Source organism: Kitasatospora sp. NPDC087314, from assembly GCF_044744365.1.
In the GTDB taxonomy this organism is placed as follows: domain Bacteria; phylum Actinomycetota; class Actinomycetes; order Streptomycetales; family Streptomycetaceae; genus Kitasatospora.
The window spans coordinates 92,140-117,847 of record NZ_JBIUYE010000017.1 but is presented as its reverse complement, the minus strand read 5'-3'; the positions used below and the strand labels follow the sequence as shown (position 1 = coordinate 117,847).

Here is a 25,708-nt window from a genome sequence, read left to right as displayed (position 1 = left end):
GACCGGCGCCGGTCCGGGCCCCACCGGATGCGCGAGCCGTCGGCGGGGCGCAGGGTCGAGGTATGAGCGGAGTGATCGTGCTGGTCGAGCTGGAGCCGTCCACGGAGGTGCTGGACGCGGGCGAGGTCGACGTGAGCGCGCGGGTGCGCTGGGTGCACGCGGCCCCGCCCGATCCGGACGTGCCGGAGGATCCGGGGCCGCTCACCTTCTGCGGCATCGACACCGCGGGCCTCGAACGGGAGCCCTACCGCCCGGCCGGGCCCGGCGAGCCGTGGTATCCGCCGTCCCAGCGCACCCGGCGGTGCCGCGCCTGCGAGGCGGCCCTCAAGGGACTCTGAGCCGGGCCGGCGGATGCGCCGACCCGGCTCGGAGCGCTCCCAAGCACCTCACACGGCCGGTCCGGCGCGGGACGGCCCGGTCCGCCGCCGGGCGCCCCGGTCCGTCGGTGTGCGCTAGGCGGCCTGCCCGGTGGCCTCCTCCTCGACGATCCGTCCGTCGCGGAGTTCGATCACCCGGTCGGCGAGCTCCATCAGCGTCGGGTCGTGGGTGGCGACCAGCACGGTGACGCCCTCGCTGCGGACCACGGCGCGCAGCAGCTGCATGATCGAGCGGCCGGTCTCCGAGTCCAGCTGTCCGGTCGGCTCGTCGGCGATGATCAGGCCGGGGTCGTTGGCGAGCGCGCGGGCGATGGCGACCCGCTGCTGCTGGCCGCCGGAGAGCTCGCCGGGCCGCTGGTTGGCGTGGTCGGCGAGGCCCACCAGGGCCAGCAGGGTGTGCGCGCGCTCCTCGCGCTCGGCCGCCGAGACCTTGCGCAGCCGCATCGGCACGCCGACGTTCTCGGCGGCGGTGAGCATCGGGATCAGCCCGAAGGACTGGAAGACGAAGCCGATCCGCTCCCGGCGCAGGGCGAGCCGGCCGTCCTCGTTCAGTCCGGCGAGGTCGGTGCCGTCCAGGGCGATGCTGCCACCGGTCGGGGCGTCCAGGCCGCCGACCAGGTTGAGCAGGGTGGTCTTGCCGGAGCCCGACCGCCCCTTGAGCGCGGTGAGTTCGCCGCGGCCGATGGAGAAGGAGACACCGCGCAGCGCGTGCACGGTCCGCTCGCCGGTGCCGAAACTGCGCCGGAGGTCGGTCACGGCCACCATGGGCGCGGTGGTGGTGGCGGTGGCCTGATGCTGCGTCATTGTGGCTTCCCCCTATGTGTGTCTACCCGGTGTCAACGGATTCGCGGCGCCACGGGTTCACGGTTTCGGGTTGCGATTCCGACGAGCGATCCGCGCTCCCAAAGGCGGGCCGTAGGGCCTGAGTTATGAAATGTGCATGGCGTTTTGGCGCGCATCCCGAGTGTGGGTGCTGCCAATGCAAGGAATTTGCTCATTACTTACTTGATTCGCGCAAGTCCCTTCCGTTCCTGGATCGGATCTGACAGAGTCGTCCGCTATCCGGTGATCAAATGCCGGTGATCATTGCATCGATGTGCCCGACATGTGTCGATCCGTGGCGGAAGTGTGCCGAGAACGGGCCGACGGGTGGGCCGGGATGCTACCGGGGACGTGACCGGGGGAGGAACTTGATGCTCGGCTTCGTCGTGCGCAGACTGCGCGGGCGACTGCCGCTGGCTGCTGCCGTGCTGCTCGCAGTACTGATCACCACGGCGGTGCTGACCGCGTTGGTGGCGTTCAACCGCAGCGTCGGAGAGGCCGGCCTGCGGCAGACGCTCCAAGGGGCCGGCCATGCCCGGACCACGGTCACGGTGATCGCCGGGCACGGGCTCGACCAGCGGGCGAAGGACGAGGCGGAGATCGCCGCCTACCGCGGTCACCTCTTCGGCGACCTGCCCGTACGCACCGACAGCCTGCTGCGCAGCCGCTCCTACGGCCTGCCGGCCGGCACCGCCGGCGCGGGTGAGCCGGCGCCCTCCGGTGCGACCTCGGCACCGGGTTCGACCTCGGGTCGGGGCGCCGCGCCCCAGCCCGACCTGACGGTCCTCGCGGACGTCGACCGCGGCCGGGCCCGACTGGTCGCCGGAGCCTGGCCCGCCGCCGCCTCCGGCCCGGTCCAGAGCACCGCCCCACAGGCCGCCGTCCCGCAGACCATGCTGACCCGGCTCGGCCTGACCGCCCAAGCACTGCCCGCCGACGTCCAGTTGACCGACCGCCTCGACGGCAAGCCGCTGACCGTCCGCATCACCGGTGTCTACCGCGCCGCGGACCCGACCGACGCGTACTGGCACATCGACCCGGTCGGCGGCCACGAGGTCGAGGTCGGCGGCTTCACCACCTACGGTCCGATGCTGGTCGACCAGAGTGTCTTCACCACCGCCGGATTGCTGCAGAGCAGCCGCAGCTGGCTGCTCGACGCCGACTTCGCGGGCGTCAACCAGTCCACGGCCGAGGCCATGGGCAACCGCGCCCAGCCCCTCGCCGACGACCTGCAGTCGCGCGCCGGGCTCAGCGCGCGGACCGAGCTGCCCGACATCATGCGCGAGTTGTCCTCCAGCATGATGGTCGCCCGGTCCACCCTGCTGATCGGCGCCCTGCAGCTGACCGTCCTCGCCATCGCGGCCCTGCTGCTGGTGGTCAATCTGATCGCGACCCGACAGACGGCCGAGAACGAGTTGCTCGCCGCCCGCGGCGCCTCCGGCGCCCGGCTCGGCTCCTTCACCGCCCTGGAGTCGCTGCTGCTGGCACTCCCGGCCGCGCTGCTCGCGCCCCTGCTGACGCCGTACCTGGTCCGCGCCCTGGCCGGCTTCGGGAGCGCCCACGAGGTGCGCCTGACGACCGCCGTCAGCTGGACGCTCTGGCCGATCGCGGCGCTGTGCGCGCTCGCCTGCATCCTGCTGGCCACCCTGCCCAGCCTGCTGCGCGGTGCCGGAGCCGCTCTGCGCAGCCGCTCCGGCCGCCGCCAGGCCCTGGTCTCCGGCCTCGCGCGCAACGGCGGCGACCTCGCCGTGCTGGCCCTGGCCGTGCTCGCCTACCAGCAGCTCGGTCAGTACGGCAGCGGGCTGTCCACCGACTCCTCCGGCCGGCTCGGCGTGGACCTGCTGCTGGTCGCCACCCCGACCCTGGCGCTGTGCGCGGGCACCCTGGTGGTGCTGCGCCTGTTGCCGCTGGTCGCCCGGCTCGGTGCCCGGATGGCCGCCCGCGGCCGCGGCCTCGGCCCGGCCATGGTCGGCTGGCAGCTGGCCCGCCGACCCGGCCGCGCCACCGGCCCGGTGCTGCTGCTCGTGATGGCCGTCGCCACCGGCGTGCTGGCGCTCGGCCAGCACGCCACCTGGACCGCCTCCCAGCGGGACCAGGCCTCCTTCAGCACGCTCGGCGGCCTGCGCATCTCCGCCTCGCACAGCTCACTGATGGGCCAGGGCGGCCGCTACGGGGCCCTGCCCGGCGGCGACCGGCTGATCCCGGTGGTGCGCTCGGACCAGTCCCTGCCCGAGGGCAACGGACAGCTGGTGGCCCTGGACACCGCCGCCTTCGCGGAGCGCGTCCCGGTCCGCTCCGACCTGCTCGGCGGGCACACCCGCGAGGAGGCGTTCGCGCCGCTCGCCCCGCCCGCAGCCGCCTCGAAGGGCGGACTGGAACTGCCCGGCCATCCGCTGCGCATCGACGCCGAGCTCTCCGTCCACCAGCCGGAGCAGCAGGTCCAGATGGCCAACGGGACGACCCGCCCGCCGGTCCGCCCGGAGGTCCGGTTGCTGCTGCGCGACCGCTTCGGCCTCGTCCACAAGGCCTCGCTCTCCACGCTGCCGTTCAACGGCGACACCACGGTCTCGGCTTCGCTGACCACGCTGGTCGACGCCCCGATCGGTTCGGCCGCCGCACCGCTGACCATGGTCGGCGCGATCGTCTCCTTCGGCGACCGGACCGACGGCGAGGTGACCATCCGCCGGCTGTCCGTCTCCGACAGCGCCGACGGGCCCGCGACCGCCGTCCCGGTGCCGGCCGGACTCGCCTGGACGGCGACGGCACCCGGCGTCCGGGACAGCCGCGAGATCGCGCCCGGGCCCGCAGCCGCCCTCGGATCCGAACCGATCGGCGCCGACCGGCTGTTCACCATCCGCTACCGCTTCGCGAACGGCCTCGGCGAGACGCTCCGCGCCATCGTCAGCCCGGCCGGGACGAGCGGGACGGCCACCGTGCCCGGCGTCGCCACCCACGACTACCTGAAGGCTGTCAGCGCCTCGGTCGGGGACACCGTCCAGGTGCCGTTCGGCGGATCCCCCCTCGCGGTCAAGATCACCGCCGTGGTCAACGCCCTGCCCGCGTCCGGCCCCAGCACCCTCGTCGTCGACCTCGCCGGCACGGCCCGCGTCCTGGCGGCGCAGGGCCAGGAACTGCCGAACCGCGCCGAGTGGTGGCTACCCGCCACCGGCCCCGGCGACCGGACTCCCGCCGAGGCCGCCGCCGCCCTGCGCGCCGCCCCGGGCACCCAGGACATCCAGCTCTACGAGGAGGTCTCCGAAGGCCTCCTCGGCGACCCGGTCGGCGCCGCCCCGCAGAGCGCGCTCCTGGTCATCGCGGTCGTCACCGCCGTGCTCGCCGCGATCGGCTTCGGCGCCGCCGTGGCCGCCTCGGCCCGCGAACGGTCCCGGGACTCCGCCCTGCTGCTCGCCCTGGGCACCCCCCGCAAGCAGATCACCCGAACCATCGCCGCCGAACAGGGCGTCCTGGTCGTCCTCGGCGGGGCCGTCGGCCTCGGCCTCGGCGCCCTGCTCGTCCACCTGATCGTTCCGTTCGTCGTGCTGACGTCCGCAGCCCGCCGCCCGACACCCGAGGCGCTGATCGAACTGCCGCTCGGCCAGGCCCTCCTGCTCGCGGCCGCGATCGCCGTCGTCCCCCTGCTGTCGGCCTTCCTGATCGGACGCCGCCGTCGAGACGTGGCCGCCCGGCTGCGCCACGTGGAGGAGATGTGACCACCAAGGCCGGCACCACCGTGCCCACCCCCTCGGCCGCCCGGCGGCCCGCGCCCTGGGTCCGCACCCGGCTGCGCGCGACGCCGCTGGCCGCCCTGCTCACGGCGGCGCTCGCCTTCGTCACCGTGTTCATGGCGGCGGCCATCCCGCGCATCACCGACCGCAGTGCGGACAGCGCACTGCGGGACTTCGTCCGCCACCTGGGCGTCACCTCGACCAGCCTGCTGGCCACGGCCCAGCCGAACCTGAGCGACACCGCCACGGATCTCGACACCGTGCAGCAGAAGCTGACCGCGGAGATCGGCCGGAACCTGACGCTCAGCCAGTCCGGCCAGCTCTACGGCACCTGGACCAAGACCTCGCGGCCCATGCTGAACAAGGGCTACGCCAAGCTGTCGGACAACCGTGCGCCGCAGCTCGACCTGATGTACGTGCACGGCTTCACCGACCTCGTGAGCCTGGTCGACGGCGCCTGGCCGAGCCCCGCGAACGAGGGCGCACCCCTGCCGATCGCCATCAGCCAGAAGGCCGCCGAGACCATCGGCGTCAAGCTCGGCGACGTCATCGACAACGGCAGCGAGGTGACCGGCCCGGTCCGGTCCCGCGTGGTCGGCCTCTACCGCGTCAACAACCCCGACGACCCGAGCTGGGAGGATGCCGGCTGCCCGGCCCGTGCCTGCCTGGACGGCGGGGGCGCCGAGCTCGGGTGGAAGACCACCGGCCTCATCGACGGCGGCAGCCTGCCCGGGCTGGTCCGCTGGGGCAAGAACGTCCAGAACTTCTGGCGGCTGCCCATCGATCCGGGTGTCCTGCGGGCCGACCAACTGGCCCGGACCCGCAGCACGGTCGGCTCCTACCTGAGCGGGAGCGGCGCCACCGGCCTCGCGCGCCAGACCAACCGCGTCGACCTGCGCGTCAGCTCCCTCCTGCCCGAGGCCTTCACCCGGGCCACCGCCCGCTACGAGGCCTCGGCGCCGCTGGCGGCGATCGGCCCGGCCGGGGTGGCGGGTGTCGCCGTGGTGGTGCTGTGCCTGGCCGCGGCCCTCACCGCCGACCGGCGCACCGCCGAGATCCGGCTGCTCCAGGCCCGCGGCGGCTCGCGCGGCGGCGTGCTGCTGCGCCTGCTCGGCGAGGGCATGGCGACCGTGCTGCCCGCCGCCGTGCTCGGGACCGCACTCGCCCTGGTGCTGCTGCCCACCCCCCGGTGGGGCAACGCGGTGCTCGCGGCCCTGCTGGCGACCCTGCTCGCCGTGCTGGCCTTCCCGGCCCGCGCCGCCGTGCTGCTGACGCTGCCGAAGGCCGTCGCCGGATGGCGCCGGCTCGTCGGCGAGCTCGCCTTCCTGGCCGTCACCGCCGCGGCGGTGGCCGAGGTCCGGCGGCGCGGCGCCGCCCCCGCCGGCGCCGGCCTGGACCCGCTGGTGGTGGCCGCGCCGCTGCTGCTCGCCGTCACCGGCGGCCTGCTGCTGGCCCGGGTCCAGCCGGTGGTGGTCGGCTGGCTGGCCGCCCTCGCCGGGCGCGGCCGCGGCCTGATCGGGTTCCTCGGGCTGGCCCGTGCCTCCCGCGACACCTCGGGCCGCCGGCGACCCTCCGCGCTGCCGCTGCTCGCCCTGGTGATCGCCGTCACCACGACCGGTTTCGGGGCCACCGTGCTCGACACCGTGGACACCGTCCGGCTGCGCGCCGCCCGGATCGCGACCGGCGGAGACGTCTCCGTCGCCGTCCCGATCTACGCGACCCTGCCGGAGACGTTCACCACGGCGGCCGCCCAGCTGCCGGGCGTGCGGGCCTCGACCGGGGTCTGGGTCGAGAACGGGGCCAGCCTCATCAGCGCCGACCAGGAGTCCGTCTCGGCCATCCTGGTGGTGGCCGAGCCGAAGGCGTACGCCGAGATCGCCCGGACCTTCGGGGTGGGCGAGTTCGACCCGGCGCTGCTCGCCGGCGCCCCCGGCGGTCCGGACACCCCGGTACCGGCGCTGTTCAGCACCGGCCTGTCCAAGCAACTGGCCGCCGGGCCGCCCCGACTGCGGACGCCCAACGGGGGCCAACTGCGCACCACCGTCGCCGGGATCGTCGCCGGCACCCCCGCCCTGCCGGACCCCGGCAAGCCGTTCATGGTCGTGCCGGCCGGGCCCGCCGCCGAGCGTCTCCCGGAGCTCAAGCGGACGAACAAGTGGCTGTCCGTCGGCGACGTCGACCCCGAGCAGGTCAGGGGACTGGTCCTGGAACGGGGCCTGACCGCCGCGGAGGGCCTCGCCAAGCTGATCAGGGACGAGGCCGTGGCCGCCGGCAAGGGCTCGCACGGCCTGCCCCCCGGATACACGGTGCGCAGCAGCCGCGAGGCGGCCGCCGTGCTCGCCGCCGATCCGCTCCAGCACTCGGCCGTCCAGCTGTTCTGGTACGCGGGCGCCGCCGGCGCAGGCTTCGCCCTGCTCGCCGTCCTGCTGACGCTGGTCCGGGCGGCCCCCGAGCGGGCGGCCCTGCTGGCCCGGCTGCGCACCATGGGCCTGCGGCCCCGGCAGGGGCTGGCGCTGATCATCACCGAGACGCTGCCGCAGGCCCTGGCGGCGGCCGTCGGCGGCGGGTTGGTCGCGGTGGCGGCGGTCTGGCTGCTCGGGCCCGCCTTCAACCTGTCGGCGCTGGTCGGTGCGGACATCGGCGACGCGCTGACCCCGGCCCTGCTGCCGGTGCTGCTGCCCACGACCGGCCTGGCCCTGGTGGTCTGCCTCGCGGTGATGCTGGAGACGGCCGTGACCGGCCGGCGCCAGATCTCCGCCGAACTACGGGCGGGGGACCAGCGGTGACGCCGGGAACAGCGGTACCGGTCGTGACACCGGTGTGGACCGCCGGAACTGTGAAGACCGTCAAGGTCGTTGAGATTTCCAGGACTGTGAAGACAGGAGACGAGCGGTGAAGAGCACTCCCCAGGAGCGGCCGGCCGTCGAGGCCCCCAGCCTGCAGGAGCTCCAACAGCGGGCACTCGCCGCCGCAGCGCCCAGGGCGTACGGCGAGGGCGCGGCCATCGTCTGCGACCGGCTGGTGCGGATCTTCAGTGCCGAGGGCGTCGAGGTCCAGGCACTGCAGGGTCTGGAGCTGACCATCCAGCAGGGCGACCTGGTCGCCCTGGTCGGCGCCTCCGGCAGCGGCAAGTCCACCCTGCTGACCATCCTGGCCGGGCTCGACGTGCCGACCGCCGGCAGCGCCACCGTCGCCGGCTGCGACCTGCTGGAGATGCCCGCGCGGGAGCGGCTGCGCTACCGGCGGGAGGTGGTCGGCTTCATCTGGCAGCAGACCGCCCGCAACCTGCTGCCCTTCCTCACCGCCGCCGAGAACATCGCCCTGCCCATGCAGCTGCGCGGCCGCCGGGGCGGGGCCGGTCGGGCCAAGCAGCAGGCCGGCCGGGTGGCCGAGTTGATGGAGGCGCTGGAGATCGGCGAGCTCGCCCACCGCCGCCCCAACGAACTCTCCGGCGGCCAGCAGCAGCGGGTCGCGATCGCGGTGGCGATGGCCAACAACCCGCCGGTGCTGCTCGCCGACGAGCCCACCGGTGAGCTGGACTCCGAGACCGCGGGGGTGATCTTCGAGTCCTTCCGCACCGTCAACCGGGAACTCGGAGCCACGGTCGTGATCGTCACCCACGACCCGATGGTCGCGGGCGAGGTCCGCCGCACGGTCGCCATCCGGGACGGCCGGACCAGCAGCGAGGTGCTGCGCCGTACCGTCACGGACGAGCACGGCGAGGAGTCGGTCAACGAGCGCGAGTACGTGATGCTGGACCGCACCGGGCGGGTGCAGCTGCCGGTCAAGTTCCTGGAGGCGCTGGGGATGGAGCACCGGGTGGCCGTCGACCTCGCGGCCGACCACATCGAGGTCCGCCCGGACGACATCGCCGGGCACTGAGGGGCGGGTACGACGTCCGGGCACTGAGGGGGCGGGTACGGGGGAGGGGCGGGCGCCGGCTGCCGCCAGGGCCGGTCGGTCTTAGGTGTCGCCGCCCATCCGCTGGAAGAGCCCGCTGCCCTCGGCGTCGGCGCGGAGGTCGGGCGCGTCCTCGCCGGCGCGCTCGCCTCGGGCGGTGGCGGTGCAGAGGGCGAAGACGAGCAGGGCACTGGCCGCGACGGTGAGGATTCCGAGGGCGGTCAGGACGCGTAGCCAGGTCAAGGAAGTGCCTCCTGGGGACGGTGCGGAGGAACGCCGCCGGGATGTATCGGCAGTTCGGCCCGCACGGTCGAGTGTCCAAAAGCGGTTCTTCCCGTCGTCCGCCGCGCGAGAGGTCGCCCGCGCGGGCGCTCGAAGCATCTACCCGGCGCGCCATGCTCCCTCGCGCGCCCCTGCGGTGGTGCCGGCCCTCCCCTCCGGGCGCTCCGCCAACGCCCGCAGCGCGCCGAGGTCCGGCTTCCCCGCCCCGGTCAGCGGGATCCCCGGCACGACCAGGACGGTGTCCGGGGCACACCGCCGCCCCCCGTGCTCCCGGGCCCAGCGGTGCAGCTCCGCCGCCGTCGCCCGCGAGCCCGGCACGGTGACCACCGCCGCGTGCACCCGCTCCAGCCGGTCCGCGTCGACCGTCGCGAACATCACCGCCTCCCGCACCTCCGGGTGCGCGCGCAGCGGCTCCTCGACGTCCCGGGGAAACACGTTGTGCCCGTTCACGATCGCCATCGGATCGCGCCGCCCGGCCACCGTCAGATAGCCGGCCGCGTCCAGGCTGCCCAGATCGCCGGTGTGCAGCCAGCCGTCCCGCAGCACCCGGGCGGTCAGCTCCGGGTCGCGCCAGTAGCCGGCCATCGCGGTCGGGGTGCGGACGCAGATCTCCCCGGTCCGGCCCGGCGCCAGCACGGCGCCGTCCTCGTCCACGATCCGCACCTCGGTGTCCGGGAACGGGCGCCCGGCGGTCAGCAGGAGCCGCGGGTCCAGATGCTCGTCCGGGCTCAGCCGGGTGACCGGCCCGCACTCCGTCAGGCTGTACGTCTGGTGCAACACCCGGCCCAGCCGCCGGGTCGCCTCCGCCAACCGGCGCGGCGACGGGGGGCAGCCCGTGTACGTGACGCGCCGCAGGCTGCCGGTGTCCGTCCTGGACAGCAGCGGGTGGTCCAGCACCCGGTAGAGCAGATGCGGCGGCAGGTACACCCGGGACACCCGGAACCGCTCGATCGCGGCCAGCACGGCCTCGGCGGCGAAGCCCTCCTGCAGCACCACCGTGCCGCCCGCCGCCAGCGCCAGATCCGCCGTCGTCCCGCCGCCGTGGCACAGCGCCGTACAGAGCAGGAACGTCGCGCCGGACAGCAGTGGCGGTCGTGGCGGCCGGGCGAACCGGCGCGCCACCCCCTTCGGCCGACCGGTCGTCCCGCCGGTGAACCGCACCGCCATCACGTCCTCCGGGCGGTACCGCGGCGCCAGCGGCCCGGGCGGGCAGGACGCGGCCGCCGCCGGCAGGTCCGTCCCGAGGGCGGACGGGCCCAGCGCGAACAGGCCGACCGAGGGCAGCGCCCGGGCGATCCCCGCGGCGGCGGCCGAGCCCCGGGCCGGATCGAAGACCAGCGCCGACGTCCCGGCGCACCCGGCCAGCGCCACCGACTCCCCGACCGGGCCGTCCGGATGCAGCATCGCCACCCGGCACCCCAGCAGGTTCGCCGCCAACCGCACCAGCACCGCCTCCGGCCGGTTCCCGGCCAGCACCGTCACCCCGTCCCCGCGCCCGAGCCCGGCACCCTCCAGCGCCCGCGCCAGCCGGTACACCCCGTCCAGGCACTCCCGCGCCGTCAGCGCCCGCTCCCCGCAGCGGACCGCCACCCGCCCCGGATCCCGCTCCAGCCCTGCCAACACCCGCCCGGTGTACGTCGGATCCGACTCCGCCATGCCCCAGCCTCCTTCTGATGGGTCGTCAGCATAGGTGGGGTGATGCGGCGGATCTCACCTCGGGCTCGGCGCCGGCGGGACGCGGGGGTGACGGGGAGTTGCTAGGGTTCCCGGTCGGACACGGACGGGGGACAGGTGGGCACCAGCAAGGGCACGGCCGAGGCGCCGGGCGGGCAGGGCTGCGAGGAACGGCCGCGCGGTGTCGTCGACCTGCGCGGCGTGGCCGGGGCGGCGTTCACCGTGCGCTATCCGTCCGATGCCGTCGTGGTCGTGTCGGGCCTGCCGGGCGCGGGCAAGAGCACGCTGCTGCGGCGCTGGGCCGGAGCGGGGGCGGCGCCGACCGTGGACCCGCGCGCCGTGCACGAGGCCTGCGAGGCCGTCATGCCCGCGCGCCTGCCCTACGCGGTCTACCGGCCGTGGGCCCGGCTGGAGCACTTCCGGCTGTTGCGCGCCTCCGTCCGGCGCGGTGGGCCGCTGCTGGTGCACGACTGCGGCAGCCGTGCCTGGATGCGCCGCTGGCTCGCCCGGGAGGCGGCCGGACAGGGCCGACGGCTGCACCTGGTGCTGCTCGACGTCGGCGCCGCCACCGCCCTCGACGGCCAGCGCGCCCGGGGCCGCCACGCCTCCGCCCGCGCCTTCGCCCGCCACCGCCGGGGCCTGGACCGCCTGCTCGCCGCGTTCACCCGGCACGTGCGCTCCGGCGGGCCGATGCCGACCCCGGAGGCGGCGTCCGTGCTGCTCCTCGATGCCGTCTCCCGCTCCCGGGCGGCGGCCGTCCGCTTCGGGACGGCGGGTTGAGACCCCTGCTGGCCGCGGCGTCCGTCCGTCGCCGCGTTCCACCAGGTGGAGGTCTGCTTCGCCATGCCCTTCGGCTTCCTCGTCGTTCACCGGGTCACCGGGCCGGTCCTCGCGGCCGGCTGGGTGACCGATCCGGACCCGTGGGTGGAGTCGGCCGGCTGGGATTCTGGGAGTGACGGCGGTACGAAGTGCCGGTGCGGACCTGTCCGACACGACCGGATCCGCCCTACAGAAGCCCGAGGTGCGGCTCGACGCCCGCCAGTTCGCAGCCGGCCGCCCACAGGCGGGCGGCGACGGCGCGGTCCGCCATGTGGGCCTGAACCGGCTCACGGCGGGGTGCCCCGCGCAGGCCGAGGATGCCCGGGCCCCAGAGCTCTCCTCCTCGTACCTGCGGGTCGAGGACGGCCCGGACGATGGGCCACGCCCCGCGGTCCTTGCCCTGGACCAGGAGCCCGGCCGGCAGGCCGCGCAACCGTTCGCCGGTGGTGCGTACGTGCACCGGCGGGCGGGACGGGGTGAGGGAGTCGAGGGCGCCGCCGGGGTGCGCCACCACGCTGAGCACGGTGCTGCCGGCGGCGCGGAGGCGTCGGTCGAGTTCGAAACCGAAGGTCATCTGCGCGAGCTTCGAGCGGCCGTAGGCGCGTTTGGGCCGGTAGTCCACGGCCGACTGGAGGTCGTCCGGGTCCAGCCGCTCCGAGCGTGCCGCGAAGCTGCCGACCGTCACGATCCGGCTCGCCGGAGCGGCCGCCAGCAGGGGCGCGACCCACCGGGTGAGCGCGAGGTGCCCGAGGTGGTTGGTCGCGAACATCAGCTCGTGCCCGGCAGCGGTCTCCCGACGCGGCGGATCGTCCAGCGCGACCCCGGCGTTGTGGACGACCGCGTCGAGGCGGTCGAGGGCGAGTCCGTCGACGGCGGTCCGCAGGGACGGCAGGTCGGCGAGGTCCAAGGGGAGGTGGCGCACCAGCGCCCCGGGGACGCGGGAGCGGATCGAGGCCATGGCGGCCTCGGCCCGGCCGGCGTCCCGACAGCCGAGCACGACCCCGGCACCGGTGCCGGCGAGCTGCTCGGCGACGAAGTAGCCGATACCGGCGTTGCCCCCGGTGACCAGGACGTTCCTCCCGGCGCCGGACGGCGGCCGACGGGCGTCCCACGGCCGGTTCTGGGTTACGGACGACATGACGACGATCTCCTGACGCTCGGGAGTACGGAACCCGCGGGAGTACGGAACCCGCGGGGGTACGGAACCCGCCGGCTCTCCGAACGCTCGGGACCGCGGGCACCGTCAGACCCCCACCGTCACAGGTGGAACCGGCATACCGCTGACAGATCGCCGTCACCCACCGACAGCACTCCAAGATCATCAAACCGCCCCGTTCGGGACCCGCACCGGTCGGACCCCTGCGAGACTGGAACCAGCAGAGTCCGTTACGGAGAGAGGTCAGCATCCGCATGCCCAGCAGCGCCGCCGTCGACAACCCGTGGTTCCGCCGCTTCAGCCCGTCCGACTCCGCCCCGGCCCGGATCGTGATCTTCCCGCACGCAGGCGGCTCCGCGAGCTACTACATGGAGTACGCCAACGCGCTCGCGCCCCACGCCGACGTGCTCACCGTCCAGTACCCGGGCCGCCAGAACCGCTTCGCCGAGCCGCCGATCGACTCGGTGGCGGAACTCGCCGAACAGCTCTACCGCGAGCTGCGCGAGTGGACGGACCGTCCGATGACCTTCTTCGGGCACAGCATGGGCGCGGCCGTCGCCTTCGAGACCGCCCGCTGCTTCGCCCGCGACGGCCTCCCGGGGCCCGAGCGCCTGTTCGTCTCGGCGGGCCGCGCGCCCTCGCTGCCCCGGGAGACCGCCGTCTACCGGCTGTCGGACGACGGGCTGCTCGACACGATCGTCCGCCTCGGCGGGACGGACGAGCGGATCCTCTCCGTCCCGGCGCTGCGCGAGCTGATCCTGCCGGCGCTGCGGGCCGACTACACCGCCATCGAGACCTACCGCTGCGCGCCGGACGCGACCGTGCCGCAGCCGATCACCGCCCTGGTGGGGGAGACCGACGCGAACGCCACGGTCGACCAGGCCGCCCAGTGGGACCGGCACACCACCGGCGGCTTCGACCTGCGGGTCTTCCCGGGCGGGCACTTCTACGTGGCGGACCAGACCGCGGCCGTGGTCGAGGTGCTCACGGCGCACCTGCGCGACTGAGGCGGCCGGGCCCGTCCCGGCCCCGGTGACGCGCCCCGGCGGCTCGGCTACTGTGCCTGCGTGACGGGCCGTCGGCCGCGCCGCCGACGGCCCGTCAGCCGCACCCCTCAGCCGCAACCGCCCACCGGGAGGCCGCCATGCGCCGGATCGCCGTCGTCGGAGCGGGCCAGGCCGGCCTGCAGCTCGCACTGGGGCTGGTGGCCGCCGGCTACGAGGTGACGCTGGTCGCCGAGCGCACGCCCGAACAGGTGCGCGGCGGGCGGGTGCTGTCCACGCAGGCGATGTTCGGCCCGGCGCTGCGCACCGAGGCGGCGGCCGGGCTGGACCTGTGGGCGGACGAGGCGCCCGCGGTCCACGCCGTCCGGGCGGCGCTCGCGGTGCCGCCCGGGGTACGGGCACTGGAGTTCACCATGACGCTCGACGAGCCCGCCCAGTCGGTGGACCAGCGGCTGAAGCTGGCGCGCTGGCTGGAACTGCTGGCGGAGCGCGGCGGCCGGGTCGAGAACCGCTCGCTGGACCGGGACGGCCTGCTCGAGCTGGCCCGGCGGCACGAGTTGACGGTGGTCGCGGCCGGGCGCGGCGAACTGGCCGAGGTCTTCGAGCGCGACGCCGCCCGCTCGCCGTTCGACCGGCCGCAGCGGGCGCTGTCCTGCCTGTACGTCCACGGGGTGGGCTCGCCTGATCCGGCCACCGAGCCGCGGGCACGGATGCACGCGTTGCCCGGCCTCGGTGAGCTGTACCTGCAGCCGGCCCTGACCCTCTCCGGCCCCTGCGCGATCCTGCTGTGGGAGGCGCTGCCCGGCGGGCCGCTCGACGTGTTCGGCGACGGCCCGGCGCCTGCCGTCCAACTCGCCCGGATCCGCTCGCTGTTGAAGGAGCACCTGCCGTGGGAGGCGGAGCTGTGGGCGGACGCCGAGCCGACCGACGCCGGGGCCGGCCTGTCCGGCGCGGTGACCCCGGTGGTCCGCCGGCCGGTGGCGGAGCTGGGCGCGGGCGTCGACGCCGTCCACGTGCTCGGCCTCGGCGACGCGGTGGTGGTGAACGACCCGATCGCCGGCCAGGGCGCCAACAGCGCCGCGCTGGCGGCGCAGGCGTACCTGCGGGCGATCGTCGAGCACGGCGACGCCCCCTTCACGGCGGACTGGATGTGCCGCACCGCCGAGCGGTTCTGGCGCCGGCACACCCGGCACGCGGTCGGGTTCACCGCCGCGATGCTCACCGTGCCGGACCACGTGCAGGGCGTGTTCGCGGCCGCCGCCGAGCATGAGGCGGTCGCCCGCCGACTGGCCAACACCTACGCGGAGCCGAGCGACCACGCCGCCTGGCTGGCCACGCCCGACCTGACCGCGGCCTACCTGACCTCGGTCCGCGGCTAGGGCCTGTCCGGCCCTAGGTGTATTGACCCGCGGGTTGTTCACGCGGGGGGTTCGCAGACAGGCTCTGGGGCCTGTCCGGCAGGGTTTTCGGCAGGCCGCCGGACGGTGGTCGGCGTGATCGGGGACTGACCCGGGCGCGCCGAATTCGGCCGCGTCTCTCGACTCACCCGGCCGTACGCGCTTTGATGTGCGTCGCACCCGTGACAGGAGGTGGGCGATGCCGACGAACGGGACCGCGACCGGCGGGCGGCCGGTGATCGAACTGCGGTCGCTCACCAAACGCTACGGCGCCACGGTCGGCATCGACCGGCTGGACGTCGCCGTCACCGCCGGAGAGGTGTTCGGCCTGCTGGGCCCGAACGGCGCCGGCAAGACCACCACGCTGCGCTGCCTGGTCGGGTTGCTCAGCCCCAGTGCCGGGCAGGTGCGGGTCCTCGGCCTGGACCCGGTGGCCGACCATCGCAGCCTCGCCCCGTCGATCGGCTACCTGCCCGGCGAACTGCGCCTCTACCCCGAGCTCACCGGGCAGCAGACCCTCGACCTGCTCGCCGCGCTCCAGGGCGCCCCGGTGCCGGGCCAGCGCGAACTCTGCGAGCGGCTGAAGCTCTCCCGGGCCGATCTGGCGCGGCCGGTGGGGGAGTACTCGCGCGGTATGAAGCAGAAGCTCGGGCTCGTCCAGTCGCTCCAGCACCGGCCCGCCGTCGTGGTGCTGGACGAGCCGACCGAGGGGCTGGACCCGCTGGTCCAGGAGACCTTCTTCGAGCTGCTCGCCGAGGAGACCGCGGCCGGGCGGACCGTCCTGCTCTCCAGCCACGTGCTGCCCGAGGTGCAGCGGACCTGCGGCCGGGTCGCGATCGTCCGCCGGGGCCGCCTGGTGATCGTCCGCTCGGTGGCCGAACTGCGCCAGGCCCGGGCCCGCAGGGTCCGGCTGGCCTTCGCCGACGGGCGGGGCGCCCGGCCGCTGGGGCGGGCCGAGCGGTGGTCGCCGCGCTGGGACGACGACCGGGTCGAACTGCTGGTGCCGCCGGACGACGTGGTCGCGGCCGTCCGCACGCTGCTGGCCGAGCTGCCGGTGGCGGACCTCACCGTCGAGGAGGCGGGGTTGGACGAGGCCTTCCTCGACCTCTACCGCGCGACCGACGGCACCGAGGCCGCCGACGGCGCTGACGCGAGCGAGGGCCCCGACGGCGCCGACGTGACCGAAGCCGCCGACGCCGGATCGGAGGAGCGCCGGTGAGCGCCGGGACCGTCAGCCGCCGCCTCCCGCTGGTCTGGCTCGCCCTGCACCGGCGGCGCCGGATACTGATCAGCCTGCTGCTCGGAATGATCGTCTTCGAGACCCTGATCGTGGTGATCGCCGGCACCATCCCGCCCACCGACCTGTTCGGCGCCCGCAGCAGCCCGCCGGGCGCGTTCAAGGCCTTCAGCGGCTCCAACGGCGACGTCTCCATCGCCAGCTACCCCGGGCTGCTCGGCGCCGGACTCACCCACCCGTTCTGGATCGCGCTGCAGCTGACCGTGATCGGCTCGCTCGGCGCCGCCGCCGTCGCGGCCGACGTCGAGTCCGGCACCATCGAACTGCTGATGACCCGCCCGGTCTCCCGGCGGCGCCTGCTCGCCGAACGAGCCGGCGCCCTGGTCGCCGCCACGGTGCTGCTCAACGCCGCCGCCACGCTCACCGTCGCGCTCGGGGTGGCGCTCTCACCCGAGCTGCACGCGGCCGTGCCGGAGGGCGGGGTGTTCGCCGCCGGGCTGATGGGCTGCGCCCTCGCGTTCTGCCTCACCGGGCCGGTGCTCGCGGTGTCCGCGCTCACCCGGCGGCGGGCGTACGTGATCGGTGCCGCCGTCGCCTTCGGTGCGGTCGGCTTCGCCCTCAACTTCGTCGCCCTGGCCTGGTCCCCGGCCCGGTCGCTGCGCTACCTCAGCCCGTTCCACTACTACACGCCGGGCGACACGCTGGCCCACGGCGGCGTCCCGTGGCTGTCGTTGGGCGTGCTCACCGGCGTCGGCCTGCTCGGCCTGCTGGCGGCCTTCCGGCTGCTGGAACGGCGGGACCTGGCGATCTGACGGTCGGCGATCCGACGGCTGTCGCGCCAGGCGTTCAGCCGCACCTGCGCGCGGCGTCGAGCAGGCGCTCGCGGACCAGGGCGACGTGCGGGTTGGTGGAGCCGGCCGGGCGCCGGACCAGGTAGGCGGTGTTGATCGGCGGGTCGGCCGGCCGGTGCAGCAACCGCAGGGCCCCGGAGGCGAGTTCGGCCCGGCACAGGTAGCCGGGCAGCACGCTCCAGCCGGCGCCCGCCGTCACCGCGGCGAGCACCGCCCGCAGGTCCGGCACGGTGACGGCCGCCCGGGCGTGCAGGCGCCGGTCGAAGACGTGCCGCCAGTAGCGGCGGGCGATCGGCAGGTCCTCGGCGTAACTGAGCAGCGGCACTTCGGCGAGGGCGGCCGGCAGTTCCCGGCCGGCCAGCCGCTCGGCCCACACCGGGGCGGCGACCAGGACGAACTCCTCGTCGGCCAGCGGTTCGGCGAGCAGGGTGCGGCCGCGCGGGCGCCGGGTGGCGACCACCAGGTCATGCCGCCCGGCCCGCAGTTCGTCCAGCAGCGGGTCGGTGAGCCCGGTGGTGACCCGCAGTTGGACGCCCTCGGCGACCAGTGGGGCCAGCGCGCCGAGCAGCACGGTGCCGAGGAACTCCGCCGGCCCGGCGAGGTGCACCGGCTCCGGCGCGGCGCCGTCGGGACCGGCGGCGACGCCCGCCAGCTGGTCCAGCGGGGCCGACAGCCGGGCCGCCAGGTCGTCGGCGTACGGCAGCGGGCTGACCCCGCGCGCCCGGCGCTCGAACAGCTCCCGGCCGAGCCGCTGCTCCAGTGCCCGGACCTGCGCGGTCACCGTCGACTGGGACAGGCCCAGCTGGTGTGCGGCCGCGGTGAGCGAACCCGCGCGGTGCACCGCGAGGAAGGTCCGCAGCTGGTTGAGGTCCAGCGGGCCGGATCCAGGCGTCACCCGATTGGTCATGGTCGCGATCGTACGGTATTCCGATGGCTCGGGGCCGTCGGAGGCATCGGAATTCCGATGCCCGGCATCGTCGTGTCCATTGGTCCCCGGTGGGGCGGCCGGTCTAGGTTCGGCGGCGTGATCGCTGCGGCGGGAGAGCCGTGGCGGGGACCGCAACCCTGGAGGCAGCACCATGGCCGACATCCTGTTCGTCGTGACCGGCGCGAAGGTCTGGACGCTCAACGACGGCACCGAACACCCGACCGGCTTCTGGGCGGAGGAGGCCCTCGTCCCGTACCAGGCGCTCACCGCCGCCGGCCACCGGATCACCGTCGCCACCCCGGGCGGCGTCGTCCCGGTGGCCGACCGGGCCAGCCTGACCGACCCGGCGACGGCCACGGCCCTGGAGGCCGTCGAGGAGTTCCGCCGACCGGTGAAGCTGGCGGAGGTCGACCCGGCGGACTACGCCGCCGTGTTCTACCCCGGCGGCCACGGCCCGATGGAGGACCTGGCGTTCGACGCCGACTCCGGTCGGCTGCTCACCCGGGTGCTGGCCTCCGGCCGGCCGCTCGGCGTGGTCTGCCACGGCCCGGCGGCGCTGCTGGCGGCCCGCGGCGAGGACGGCGGCTCGCCGTTCGCCGGGTACCGGATGACCGCCTTCACCAACGCCGAGGAAGTCCAGGGCGGTCTGGCGGACCGGGCGAAGTGGCTGCTCCAGGACCGCCTGGTGGACCTCGGTGCGGACTTCCAGGAGGGCGCGCCCTGGGCGCCGCACGTGGTCGTCGACCGCAACCTGGTGACCGGTCAGAACCCGGCCTCCTCGGCCCTGGTGGCCGCCGAGCTGCAGAAGCTGCTGGAGCGTTAGCACCGGACCGCCCGGACGTACGAGCGGTGGTTCGGACGGACGCGTCGTACCGGCCATGCCACTGATCACCCGTCCGGGTGGTGTCAGCGGGACAAGGGCCCGGGAGGGCGGCGGGGACCGGGGGCGGACGTGAGCATACGGTCATGATCACGCTACGCCGAACCACCATCGCCGCGGTCGCCGCCTGCGCGGCGCTGCTGGCACCCCTGGTCCCCGCCGCCGCCCAGGCCGCACCGGTGCCCGTCGCCCAGGCCTTCCGCGGCGGCGCCGAGCAGCGGGTCGCCGCCTACCTGGACGGCATCCGCGACAACCCCGACGAGCTGCGCCGCTTCCTCCACGACCTGCCCAAGGGCGGCGACCTGCACAACCACCTGTCCGGTGCGGTCTCCACCGAACTGCTGATCCGACTCGCCGCCGAGGACGGCCTCTGTATCGACACCGTGACCCTCACCGCGCAGGTCGCGCCCTGTTCGGCCACCGCCCGCCCGGCCGCCGACGCCGTGTCCGACCCCGACTTCCGCCAGCAGGTGATCCGCGCCTGGTCGATGCAGGACTTCGTGCCCGGCGCCGAGTCGGGCCACGACCACTTCTTCGCCACCTTCGGCAAGTTCGGCGAGGCCAGCTGGCGCCACCCGGGCCGGATGCTGGCCGAGGTCACCGACACCATGGCCGAGCAGCACCAGAGCTACCTGGAGACGATGCTCACCCCGGCCTCGGCCGGCGCCGCCGCGCTCGCCGCTAAGGTCGGCTTCGACCCCGACTTCGCCAAGCTGCGCGACAAGCTGCTCGCCGACGGCGGCATCGACCAACTCGTCACCCAGGCCGGCTCGGACGCCGACCAGATGCTCGCCGAGTACCGTGCCTCCGCCGACTGCGACGGGGACCGCCCGGCGCCCGGCTGCGCCGTCACCGTCCGGATCATCTCCCAGGCCTCCCGCGCCTCCACTCCCGCCCGGGTGTTCACCCAACTGCTGCTCGGCATGGAACTCGCCAGCCGGGACGACCGGTTCGTCGCCGTCAACCTCGTCCAGCCCGAGGACTACCCGGCCTCGCTGGAGAACTACGACCTCCAGATGCGGATGCTGGACTTCCTGCACCCGCTCTACCCCAAGGCCCACATCACCCTGCACGCGGGCGAGTTGGTGCCCGGACTGGTCAAGCCCGAGGACCTGCGCTTCCACATCCGCGAGGCCGTGGTGACCGGCCACGCCGAGCGGATCGGCCACGGCGTCGACGTCGTCCACGAGGACGACTCCGCCGGGTTGCTGGACACCCTGGCCGAGCGGCACGTCCTGATCGAGGTGCCGCTGACCAGCAACGAGCAGATCCTCCAGGTCGCCGGGCCGGACCACCCCTTCCCGCTCTACCGCCGCCACGGCGTCCCGACCGCCCTGGCCACCGACGACCCGGGCGTCTCGCGCGGCGACATCACCGAGGAGTACCAGAAGGCCGCCACCCGCTACCGGTTGGGCTACCGCGACCTGAAGGACCTGGCCCGGACGTCGCTGGAATACGCCTTCCTGCCCGGCCGCAGCCTCTGGCAGGACCGCGACCACTTCCGCCCCGCCCCCGAGTGCGCGGCCGACACCCTCGGCAGTGCCCACCCCAGCGCGGGCTGCGAGGCGCTCCTGGCGGCCAGCCCCAAAGCGGAGCAGGAGTGGCAGCAGGAGTGCGGCTTCGGTGAGTTCGAGGCGGCGGTGCTGCGCCGCAGCGCCTGAGGGTGACGGCGCCGCCGCCTTCCGGAGGGTTCGACAGGCCTCGGACGGCGGCGGCGCGGCTCCCGGTTCGGCTTCAGCGGAGGTCGAAGGCGGCGGGGTGGTGTCCGGCCCAGATCCGGCGGGCGTCCTGCTCGGGGTAGCGGATCGTCCGGGGGCGGGCGTCCAGGACGCGGGTGAGCTGCCCTTCGGCCTGGAAGGCGGGCCAGCCGGGGTCACCGGTGGTGGCGAAGGCGACCCAGGCCCGGTGGAGCTCGGCGGACACCGCGCGGGCCTCCGGGGAAGGGGTGTCGCCGAGCAGTTGACGGCCGATCGGGCTGTCCAGGGTGCCGAAGGCCAGCGGGACGTCGAGGCTGTGGCAGGCGCCCAGGACGCCGCCGAGTGCGGGGGAGGGCAGGGCCAGTTCGAACAGGTACGAGGTGCCGCCGGCGGCGGTGTTGGCCTCGGCGAGCTGGAGCGAGGGCATCCGGAACAGCGCGTCGGAGCGGACGGCCTCCAGCAGTTCGTCCGGGGAGGCCTGCGGGTTCGCGGCGAGGTAGGCGTCGGGGCCGTCCGGTTGCGGGGCGAAGAGGTCGAGCGCGGTGGCGGCGTCCTGTTCGGTGAAGGTGCCCAGCAGGCCGGCCATGACGGTGAACAGCCGGAACTCGTCCCGGGTGTGACCGACGAGCAGGTCGATGCCGGCGGCCCGGCCGGAGGCCAGGGCGGGCCAGGGCACCTCGGGCAGGACCTCGCCGTCGACGACCGGGCAGACCGCGGCGCCGGACTGGGCGAAGGCCCCCCAGCGCTCGCCGTGTGCGGGCAGGTCGGCGCTGAGTGCGGTGAGCGCCTCGGCGAGGTGCCAGGGGTCGACGGTCGACAGGGCGGCGGCCGTGGGCGCGGTGCCGAGCCGGCCTGCCAGCGCGGCGGTGACCTCGGCGGCCAGCGCGGGGGTGCAGTGGCTGCCCGGCACCGAGTGGGTGACGGCACGTCGGAACAGGCCGCGCACCGGCTCCATGGTGAGCAGGGCGGCGATCGACCCGGCTCCGGCGGACTGGCCGGCCACCGTGACCCGGTCGGGGTCGCCGCCGAACGCGGCGATGTTGCGCCGGATCCAGTGCAGCGCGGCGATCTGGTCGAGCAGCGCGCGGTTGGCCGGGACGCCGTCGAGGAGGGCGAAACCCTCGGCGCCGGCCCGGTAGTTGAGGCTGACCACGACGAGCCCGGCGGAGGCCAGGGCCGTCGCGTCGTACATCGGGTCGTCCGAGGCCGCCGCGATGTAGCCGCCGCCGGGGATCCAGACCAGGACGGGCAGTCCCGCCGAGCCCGGATGGGGGGTGTGGACGTTGAGCGTCAGCCAGCCGGTGCCCTCGGTGGGGGCGGCGGCCACCGGGCCGGACTGCGGCGGTGTGGGGCCGAACTCCGCCGCCTCGCGGACACCGTCCCAGGGCTCGACCGGGGCGGGGGCGGCGAAGCGAAGCGCGCCCACCGGGGGCCGGGCGTACGGGATGCCGCGGAAGACGGCGTGTCCGCCGTGGCGGCGGCCGCGCAACAGGCCCTCGGCGGCGCGTACGGTCGGGTATTCGGGCAGGTCGTGCTCAGGCATGGTTCTCCTCGGTCCGACTGCCCCCAGGGTTATCGGTCAGCTGTATTATGTCAACCGTATGGAAAAGACTCGGGGAGTGGCCGACGATGCCGAAGCAGGTGGACCACCAGGAGCGCCGCGAGACGATCGCCCGTGCGCTGTGGCGGGTGGTGGAGCAGCGCGGCGCCACGCACCTGACCATGCGTGAGGTCGCCCAGGAGGCGGGCATCTCGCTCGGTCAGCTCCAGCACTACTTCACCTCGCGGGCGGCCATGCTCGCCTTCGCGATGGACCTCGCCGGCGAGCAGACGGCCCTGCGGGTCGGCCGGGGCCTGGCGGAGCTCGGCGAGCGGCCGCACCCGCGCGACGTGCTGCGGGTGACGCTGGTCGAAATGCTGCCGCTGCACGCCGATGCGCGGGCGACCAGCCGGATGGGCGCCGCCTACGTCCTGGAGGCGCTGCACGACGAGGACGTCCTCGCGCGGGCGCGGGGCGGCCTGCTGCAGGGGCGGGCGATGGTCGAGCAGGTGGTCCGGCAGGCGATCGCCGACGGGCTGATCGCCCCCGATCGCGACGCGGTCGTGGAGACCGACCTGCTGCTCGCGCTCACCGGGTTCACCACCCTGCTCGAACTGCGCGTGATCGAGCCGGTGGCCGTGCTGGCGGCCGTCGACCGGTACCTGGACGGCCTGTTCGCCCGTTTCTGACCGACCGCCCGGTCGGTGATCCGGCCTCCCCGTCGTGTGGTTGACGAGGTGTCAGACGTGGGCGAAAGGGCAGGTTTCACTGTACGAACGGGACGTGCCGCCTGCCCGTTCGGGCGAAAGTCCGGCCCTGGCGGGCCCGATGGGGCCCGCCAGGCTTCCGGGCGAGTGTCACTCGCGTCACTCTCTGTCCCATCGAGGTCGGGTTGGTGTTAGAAACGAGTTCTAAACCCGCCGGTAGGCTTCTGAAAGCCGCCGGTGAGGCCACCTCTATTGGCAGGTGCATGGTGTGAACGAGAAGTGGGGGAGAAGTGCGGCTTCAGCGCTTGATATCGCTCAACTGCCCACTGACGTTCAGCAATTCATGGCACTGGGAGGCCTGCTTCCCGGAGGCGGGCGTGCCCGGCTGCTGGCAGATCACGCTCGCCGTCACGGTCTGGTCCTCGAGGACCTCGATGGGAGTCACCCAGTGGTAGTCCTGGTTCCGGAAGGTTTCCAAGGCGATCGTCGTGATCGTCTGCTCACCGAACTTGATGGTCAACAGCCCTTGGTCGCCCTGGAAGTTGGCGGCCACGATGTCGGTGATCCGGAAGACCTTGCCGTGCTGCACCTTGTAGGCGCCCACCGCGGAGCCGCCGCTGTTGGTGGTCACGTCGACCGTGGTGGAGAACTGCTGCTCCGTCCCGGGGACCGCCCGACCGGAGCCGCCGCCCGAACCGCCGCCGGAGCCGCCGCCCGTCGTACCGCCCTGCTGGCCCTGAGCGCTCGGAGTCGCCCCGGCGGCCGGAGCCGACGGGGTCGGGACGGGGACGGGCGCCGGGGTGAACGAGGCGGCCTTCTGCTCGACGGCCTGGTTCGCGGCCTGCTTCGCCGAGCTGCGCACCGCCGGCCGGACCAGCGTCAGCCAGGCCAGGATCAGCGCGATCAGCGCCGCGAGCAGCGCGAGCAGCCACTTGGGCAGCAGCGCGTGCTGGACGAACTCGCCGTCCAGCACGTTCCGGCGGTCGGCCGGCTGCGGGCCGCTCGGCTGCGGGCCGTCCGGCTTGGCGGCGTCGCCCTCCTGGTCGACGGTGACCTCGAAGGGCCAGGTGGCCGGCTTGCCGAACCAGATCAACTTGCGCGCGCGGACCTTCAGTCGGGTCTCGGCGGACTCGCCCGGCTGGAGGCGCAGCTTCTCCGGGGCGAACCCGAAGCGCAGTTCCTCGCCGGGCTGGGCCGGGGAGAAGGTCACGACGGCGGCCGTGTTCCCCAGGTTGTGCACCGAGGTCCGGTAGCGGGCGCGCAGCCAGCCCCGACGGCGCCGGGGAGCGAGCGCGGTGCGCAGCTCCCGGAACGGCGTCACCGTGACGGTGGTCTCGGGCACGGTCACCAGCTCGGGGCGCTCGGCGGGCAACACCCGGATGCCGAGCGGGAACTCACCGGCCCGCACCTCGTGGGAACGGGGCGGCGCCAGCCGTATCGTCACCGTCTCGGACGTCCCCGGATAGAGCGAGAGACGGGCCGGCTCGACCGTTGTCCACGGGGCGCACTCCCCGACCACTTCCAGCGAGTACGCCTCAACGATGTCGGTCTCATTGCGAACCGTCAGGGTCATCGAGGCTGCGTCGCCGGGCGACACCGTCAGCGCGGGAAGGCCGAGTTCGGGAGATGCGGTCATGCCGTGACGGTAGGACCGGAGGACACCCCGAGGAGAGAGCCCCGCGGGCAAGCCGCGGGCACACGCCTTGCCCGCAGGAACAACCGGTCCCTGCCCGGTGCCGCAGACCCGCTCCCCGCCAGCGCCCCCCGCCAACGCCCGCGGCCGGCTCCACGACACGGCGCCCGGCTGCCCTCACCACGCGTCCAGTGACGCCGACGAAGCAGAACGGAACAGTTGATGACGATGATCGAGACCACCACCCATGAGGCCGCCGGGGCGACCAGGTCCGTCCAGGCCCGACCGCGTGGATCGGCCGAGCCCGCCGCGGTGCGGGTCAAGCCGGGCCGGGTCGCGGTGGCGGTGTACGCGGAGGACATCATCCTCCACACGGGCGTCGTCCAGCAGCTGAGGCAGCGGCCGGAGGTGGAGCTGCTGGCCGACGGCGACGCCGCGCGGGCACAGGTGTCCCTGATGGTGGTCGACGGGCTGAACGACGCCGTGACCGACCGGCTGCGCCGGCTCCGCCTCAACACGCAGAGCCGGACCGGGCTGGTGGTGGGCCACTTCGAGGCCGGCGGGCTGCAGACCATCATCGAGTGCGGTGTCGGCGCCGTGCTGCGCCGCTCGGACGCCGACCAGGACCGGCTCGTCCACCTCATCACCGCCCTGGCCAACGGTGAGGGCGTCATGCCCGGGGACCTCCTCGGCAAGCTGCTCGACCGGGTCGGGAGCCTCCAGCGCACCATGCTCGACCCGCGCGGCCTGACCCTGTCGACCCTGACCGCCCGGGAGGCGGAGATGCTCCGGCTGGTCGCCGACGGCCTCGACACCAGCGAGATAGCGGCCCAGACCTCGTACTCCGAACGCACCGTCAAGAACGTGCTGCACGAGATCACCACGCGGCTGGGACTGCGCAACCGTGCCCACGCCGTCGGGTACGCGATGCGCCACGGCCTGATCTGAGGTCGGGCCGGATCGTCGCCGCCGGATTGCCCTCAGGGGCACCGGTCGCTACCCCCGGCTCGGGTGCCCGGGGCCTGTCCCCGCGTTCCCGGGCCGGGGAGACTGCCGGATGTACCGCCTTCTCGGTCTGT

Annotated in this window: 20 protein-coding genes; 13 read left to right on the top strand and 7 right to left on the bottom strand. The window is 74.5% G+C overall.

Features of this window, described 5'->3' with window-relative positions:
• Nucleotides 1–62: 62 nt before the first annotated feature.
• Nucleotides 63–338, top strand: coding sequence for a hypothetical protein (locus ACIO5E_RS32395; protein WP_400674761.1), 276 nt, complete (start codon nt 63–65; stop codon nt 336–338).
• A 114-nt stretch (nt 339–452) separates the two neighbouring features.
• On the opposite strand, the gene ACIO5E_RS32390 is transcribed toward ACIO5E_RS32395, so the two are convergent.
• The gene (locus tag ACIO5E_RS32390; RefSeq protein WP_400674760.1) at nt 453–1,181 is read right to left on the bottom strand and encodes an ABC transporter ATP-binding protein; all 729 of its coding nucleotides are present in this window, start codon (nt 1,179–1,181) and stop codon (nt 453–455) included.
• A 389-nt stretch (nt 1,182–1,570) separates the two neighbouring features.
• Between ACIO5E_RS32390 and ACIO5E_RS32385 the strand changes: the two genes are divergently transcribed.
• The 3 genes from ACIO5E_RS32385 to ACIO5E_RS32375 all read left to right on the top strand — a co-directional run bounded on the left by ACIO5E_RS32385 (nt 1,571) and on the right by ACIO5E_RS32375 (nt 8,806).
• On the top strand, nt 1,571–4,909 hold the full coding sequence (locus tag ACIO5E_RS32385) for an FtsX-like permease family protein (RefSeq protein WP_400674757.1): 3,339 nt from the start codon (nt 1,571–1,573) through the stop codon (nt 4,907–4,909).
• Nucleotides 4,906–7,710: a hypothetical protein gene (locus tag ACIO5E_RS32380; RefSeq protein WP_400674756.1), complete on the top strand. Its 2,805-nt coding sequence runs from the start codon at nt 4,906–4,908 to the stop codon at nt 7,708–7,710. The genes ACIO5E_RS32385 and ACIO5E_RS32380 overlap by 4 nt, the downstream gene beginning before the upstream one ends.
• A gap of 106 nt (nt 7,711–7,816) precedes the next feature.
• The gene (locus ACIO5E_RS32375; protein ID WP_400674755.1) at nt 7,817–8,806 is read left to right on the top strand and encodes an ABC transporter ATP-binding protein; all 990 of its coding nucleotides are present in this window, start codon (nt 7,817–7,819) and stop codon (nt 8,804–8,806) included.
• Between the two features lie 81 nt (nt 8,807–8,887).
• Here ACIO5E_RS32375 and ACIO5E_RS32370 read toward each other — a convergent pair whose 3' ends face one another.
• Nucleotides 8,888–9,067 carry a hypothetical protein gene (locus tag ACIO5E_RS32370; RefSeq protein ID WP_400674753.1) on the bottom strand — a complete coding sequence of 60 codons (180 nt, stop codon included), beginning with the start codon at nt 9,065–9,067 and terminating at the stop codon, nt 8,888–8,890.
• Between the two features lie 138 nt (nt 9,068–9,205).
• Nucleotides 9,206–10,762, bottom strand: coding sequence for an AMP-binding protein (locus tag ACIO5E_RS32365; RefSeq protein WP_400674752.1), 1,557 nt, complete (start codon nt 10,760–10,762; stop codon nt 9,206–9,208).
• A 135-nt stretch (nt 10,763–10,897) separates the two neighbouring features.
• Here ACIO5E_RS32365 and ACIO5E_RS32360 point away from each other — a divergent pair, with 135 nt between their 5' ends.
• Nucleotides 10,898–11,560, top strand: coding sequence for an AAA family ATPase (locus ACIO5E_RS32360; protein WP_400674751.1), 663 nt, complete (start codon nt 10,898–10,900; stop codon nt 11,558–11,560).
• A 226-nt stretch (nt 11,561–11,786) separates the two neighbouring features.
• Here ACIO5E_RS32360 and ACIO5E_RS32355 read toward each other — a convergent pair whose 3' ends face one another.
• Nucleotides 11,787–12,737, bottom strand: coding sequence for an SDR family NAD(P)-dependent oxidoreductase (locus tag ACIO5E_RS32355; protein WP_400674749.1), 951 nt, complete (start codon nt 12,735–12,737; stop codon nt 11,787–11,789).
• A 272-nt stretch (nt 12,738–13,009) separates the two neighbouring features.
• Here ACIO5E_RS32355 and ACIO5E_RS32350 point away from each other — a divergent pair, with 272 nt between their 5' ends.
• From ACIO5E_RS32350 to ACIO5E_RS32335, 4 genes are all read left to right on the top strand, one after another.
• Complete coding sequence (locus tag ACIO5E_RS32350; protein WP_400674747.1) at nt 13,010–13,762, top strand: thioesterase II family protein; 753 nt, start codon at nt 13,010–13,012, stop codon at nt 13,760–13,762.
• Between the two features lie 137 nt (nt 13,763–13,899).
• Nucleotides 13,900–15,138, top strand: coding sequence for a styrene monooxygenase/indole monooxygenase family protein (locus ACIO5E_RS32345; protein WP_400674745.1), 1,239 nt, complete (start codon nt 13,900–13,902; stop codon nt 15,136–15,138).
• Between the two features lie 217 nt (nt 15,139–15,355).
• Nucleotides 15,356–16,375: an ABC transporter ATP-binding protein gene (locus ACIO5E_RS32340; protein WP_400674744.1), complete on the top strand. Its 1,020-nt coding sequence runs from the start codon at nt 15,356–15,358 to the stop codon at nt 16,373–16,375.
• Nucleotides 16,372–17,205 (top strand): ABC transporter permease subunit, encoded by an 834-nt coding sequence (locus ACIO5E_RS32335; protein WP_400674743.1) that lies wholly within the window; start codon nt 16,372–16,374, stop codon nt 17,203–17,205. Before ACIO5E_RS32340 ends, ACIO5E_RS32335 begins: the two co-directional genes overlap by 4 nt.
• A gap of 34 nt (nt 17,206–17,239) precedes the next feature.
• On the opposite strand, the gene ACIO5E_RS32330 is transcribed toward ACIO5E_RS32335, so the two are convergent.
• Nucleotides 17,240–18,151 carry a LysR family transcriptional regulator gene (locus tag ACIO5E_RS32330; protein WP_400674741.1) on the bottom strand — a complete coding sequence of 304 codons (912 nt, stop codon included), beginning with the start codon at nt 18,149–18,151 and terminating at the stop codon, nt 17,240–17,242.
• 172 nt (nt 18,152–18,323) lie between these two features.
• On the opposite strand from ACIO5E_RS32330, the gene ACIO5E_RS32325 reads away from it, so the two are divergent.
• Both ACIO5E_RS32325 and ACIO5E_RS32320 read left to right on the top strand, forming a co-directional pair.
• The gene (locus tag ACIO5E_RS32325; RefSeq protein WP_400674739.1) at nt 18,324–18,995 is read left to right on the top strand and encodes a type 1 glutamine amidotransferase domain-containing protein; all 672 of its coding nucleotides are present in this window, start codon (nt 18,324–18,326) and stop codon (nt 18,993–18,995) included.
• 143 nt (nt 18,996–19,138) lie between these two features.
• Entirely contained in the window at nt 19,139–20,713 is a 1,575-nt protein-coding gene (locus ACIO5E_RS32320; protein WP_400674736.1) for an adenosine deaminase, read from the top strand.
• Between the two features lie 73 nt (nt 20,714–20,786).
• Here the strand turns inward: ACIO5E_RS32320 and ACIO5E_RS32315 are convergent, their stop codons facing one another.
• Nucleotides 20,787–22,292, bottom strand: a complete 1,506-nt coding sequence (locus ACIO5E_RS32315) for a carboxylesterase/lipase family protein (protein ID WP_400674734.1) — start codon at nt 22,290–22,292, stop codon at nt 20,787–20,789.
• 86 nt (nt 22,293–22,378) lie between these two features.
• Between ACIO5E_RS32315 and ACIO5E_RS32310 the strand changes: the two genes are divergently transcribed.
• Nucleotides 22,379–22,978 carry a TetR/AcrR family transcriptional regulator gene (locus tag ACIO5E_RS32310; protein ID WP_400674733.1) on the top strand — a complete coding sequence of 200 codons (600 nt, stop codon included), beginning with the start codon at nt 22,379–22,381 and terminating at the stop codon, nt 22,976–22,978.
• Nucleotides 22,979–23,294: 316 nt separating this feature from the next.
• Here the strand turns inward: ACIO5E_RS32310 and ACIO5E_RS32305 are convergent, their stop codons facing one another.
• Nucleotides 23,295–24,632, bottom strand: coding sequence for a hydrolytic protein (locus ACIO5E_RS32305; protein ID WP_400674731.1), 1,338 nt, complete (start codon nt 24,630–24,632; stop codon nt 23,295–23,297).
• 219 nt (nt 24,633–24,851) lie between these two features.
• Here ACIO5E_RS32305 and ACIO5E_RS32300 point away from each other — a divergent pair, with 219 nt between their 5' ends.
• Nucleotides 24,852–25,577: a LuxR C-terminal-related transcriptional regulator gene (locus ACIO5E_RS32300; protein WP_400674730.1), complete on the top strand. Its 726-nt coding sequence runs from the start codon at nt 24,852–24,854 to the stop codon at nt 25,575–25,577.
• Nucleotides 25,578–25,708: the final 131 nt, after the last annotated feature.

Bases quoted from the DNA above. Each gene is read 5' to 3' on its own strand.
- ACIO5E_RS32395 (WP_400674761.1), top strand. From the start codon at position 63: ATGAGCGGAGTGATCGTGCTGGTCGAGCTGGAGCCGTCCACGGAGGTG.
- ACIO5E_RS32390 (WP_400674760.1), bottom strand. From the start codon at position 1,181: ATGACGCAGCATCAGGCCACCGCCACCACCACCGCGCCCATGGTGGCC.
- ACIO5E_RS32385 (WP_400674757.1), top strand. From the start codon at position 1,571: ATGCTCGGCTTCGTCGTGCGCAGACTGCGCGGGCGACTGCCGCTGGCT.
- ACIO5E_RS32365 (WP_400674752.1), bottom strand. From the start codon at position 10,762: ATGGCGGAGTCGGATCCGACGTACACCGGGCGGGTGTTGGCAGGGCTG.
- ACIO5E_RS32355 (WP_400674749.1), bottom strand. From the start codon at position 12,737: ATGTCGTCCGTAACCCAGAACCGGCCGTGGGACGCCCGTCGGCCGCCG.
- ACIO5E_RS32350 (WP_400674747.1), top strand. From the start codon at position 13,010: ATGCCCAGCAGCGCCGCCGTCGACAACCCGTGGTTCCGCCGCTTCAGC.
- ACIO5E_RS32345 (WP_400674745.1), top strand. From the start codon at position 13,900: ATGCGCCGGATCGCCGTCGTCGGAGCGGGCCAGGCCGGCCTGCAGCTC.
- ACIO5E_RS32340 (WP_400674744.1), top strand. From the start codon at position 15,356: ATGCCGACGAACGGGACCGCGACCGGCGGGCGGCCGGTGATCGAACTG.
- ACIO5E_RS32330 (WP_400674741.1), bottom strand. From the start codon at position 18,151: ATGACCAATCGGGTGACGCCTGGATCCGGCCCGCTGGACCTCAACCAG.
- ACIO5E_RS32325 (WP_400674739.1), top strand. From the start codon at position 18,324: ATGGCCGACATCCTGTTCGTCGTGACCGGCGCGAAGGTCTGGACGCTC.
- ACIO5E_RS32320 (WP_400674736.1), top strand. From the start codon at position 19,139: ATGATCACGCTACGCCGAACCACCATCGCCGCGGTCGCCGCCTGCGCG.
- ACIO5E_RS32315 (WP_400674734.1), bottom strand. From the start codon at position 22,292: ATGCCTGAGCACGACCTGCCCGAATACCCGACCGTACGCGCCGCCGAG.
- ACIO5E_RS32310 (WP_400674733.1), top strand. From the start codon at position 22,379: ATGCCGAAGCAGGTGGACCACCAGGAGCGCCGCGAGACGATCGCCCGT.
- ACIO5E_RS32305 (WP_400674731.1), bottom strand. From the start codon at position 24,632: ATGACCGCATCTCCCGAACTCGGCCTTCCCGCGCTGACGGTGTCGCCC.
- ACIO5E_RS32300 (WP_400674730.1), top strand. From the start codon at position 24,852: ATGACGATGATCGAGACCACCACCCATGAGGCCGCCGGGGCGACCAGG.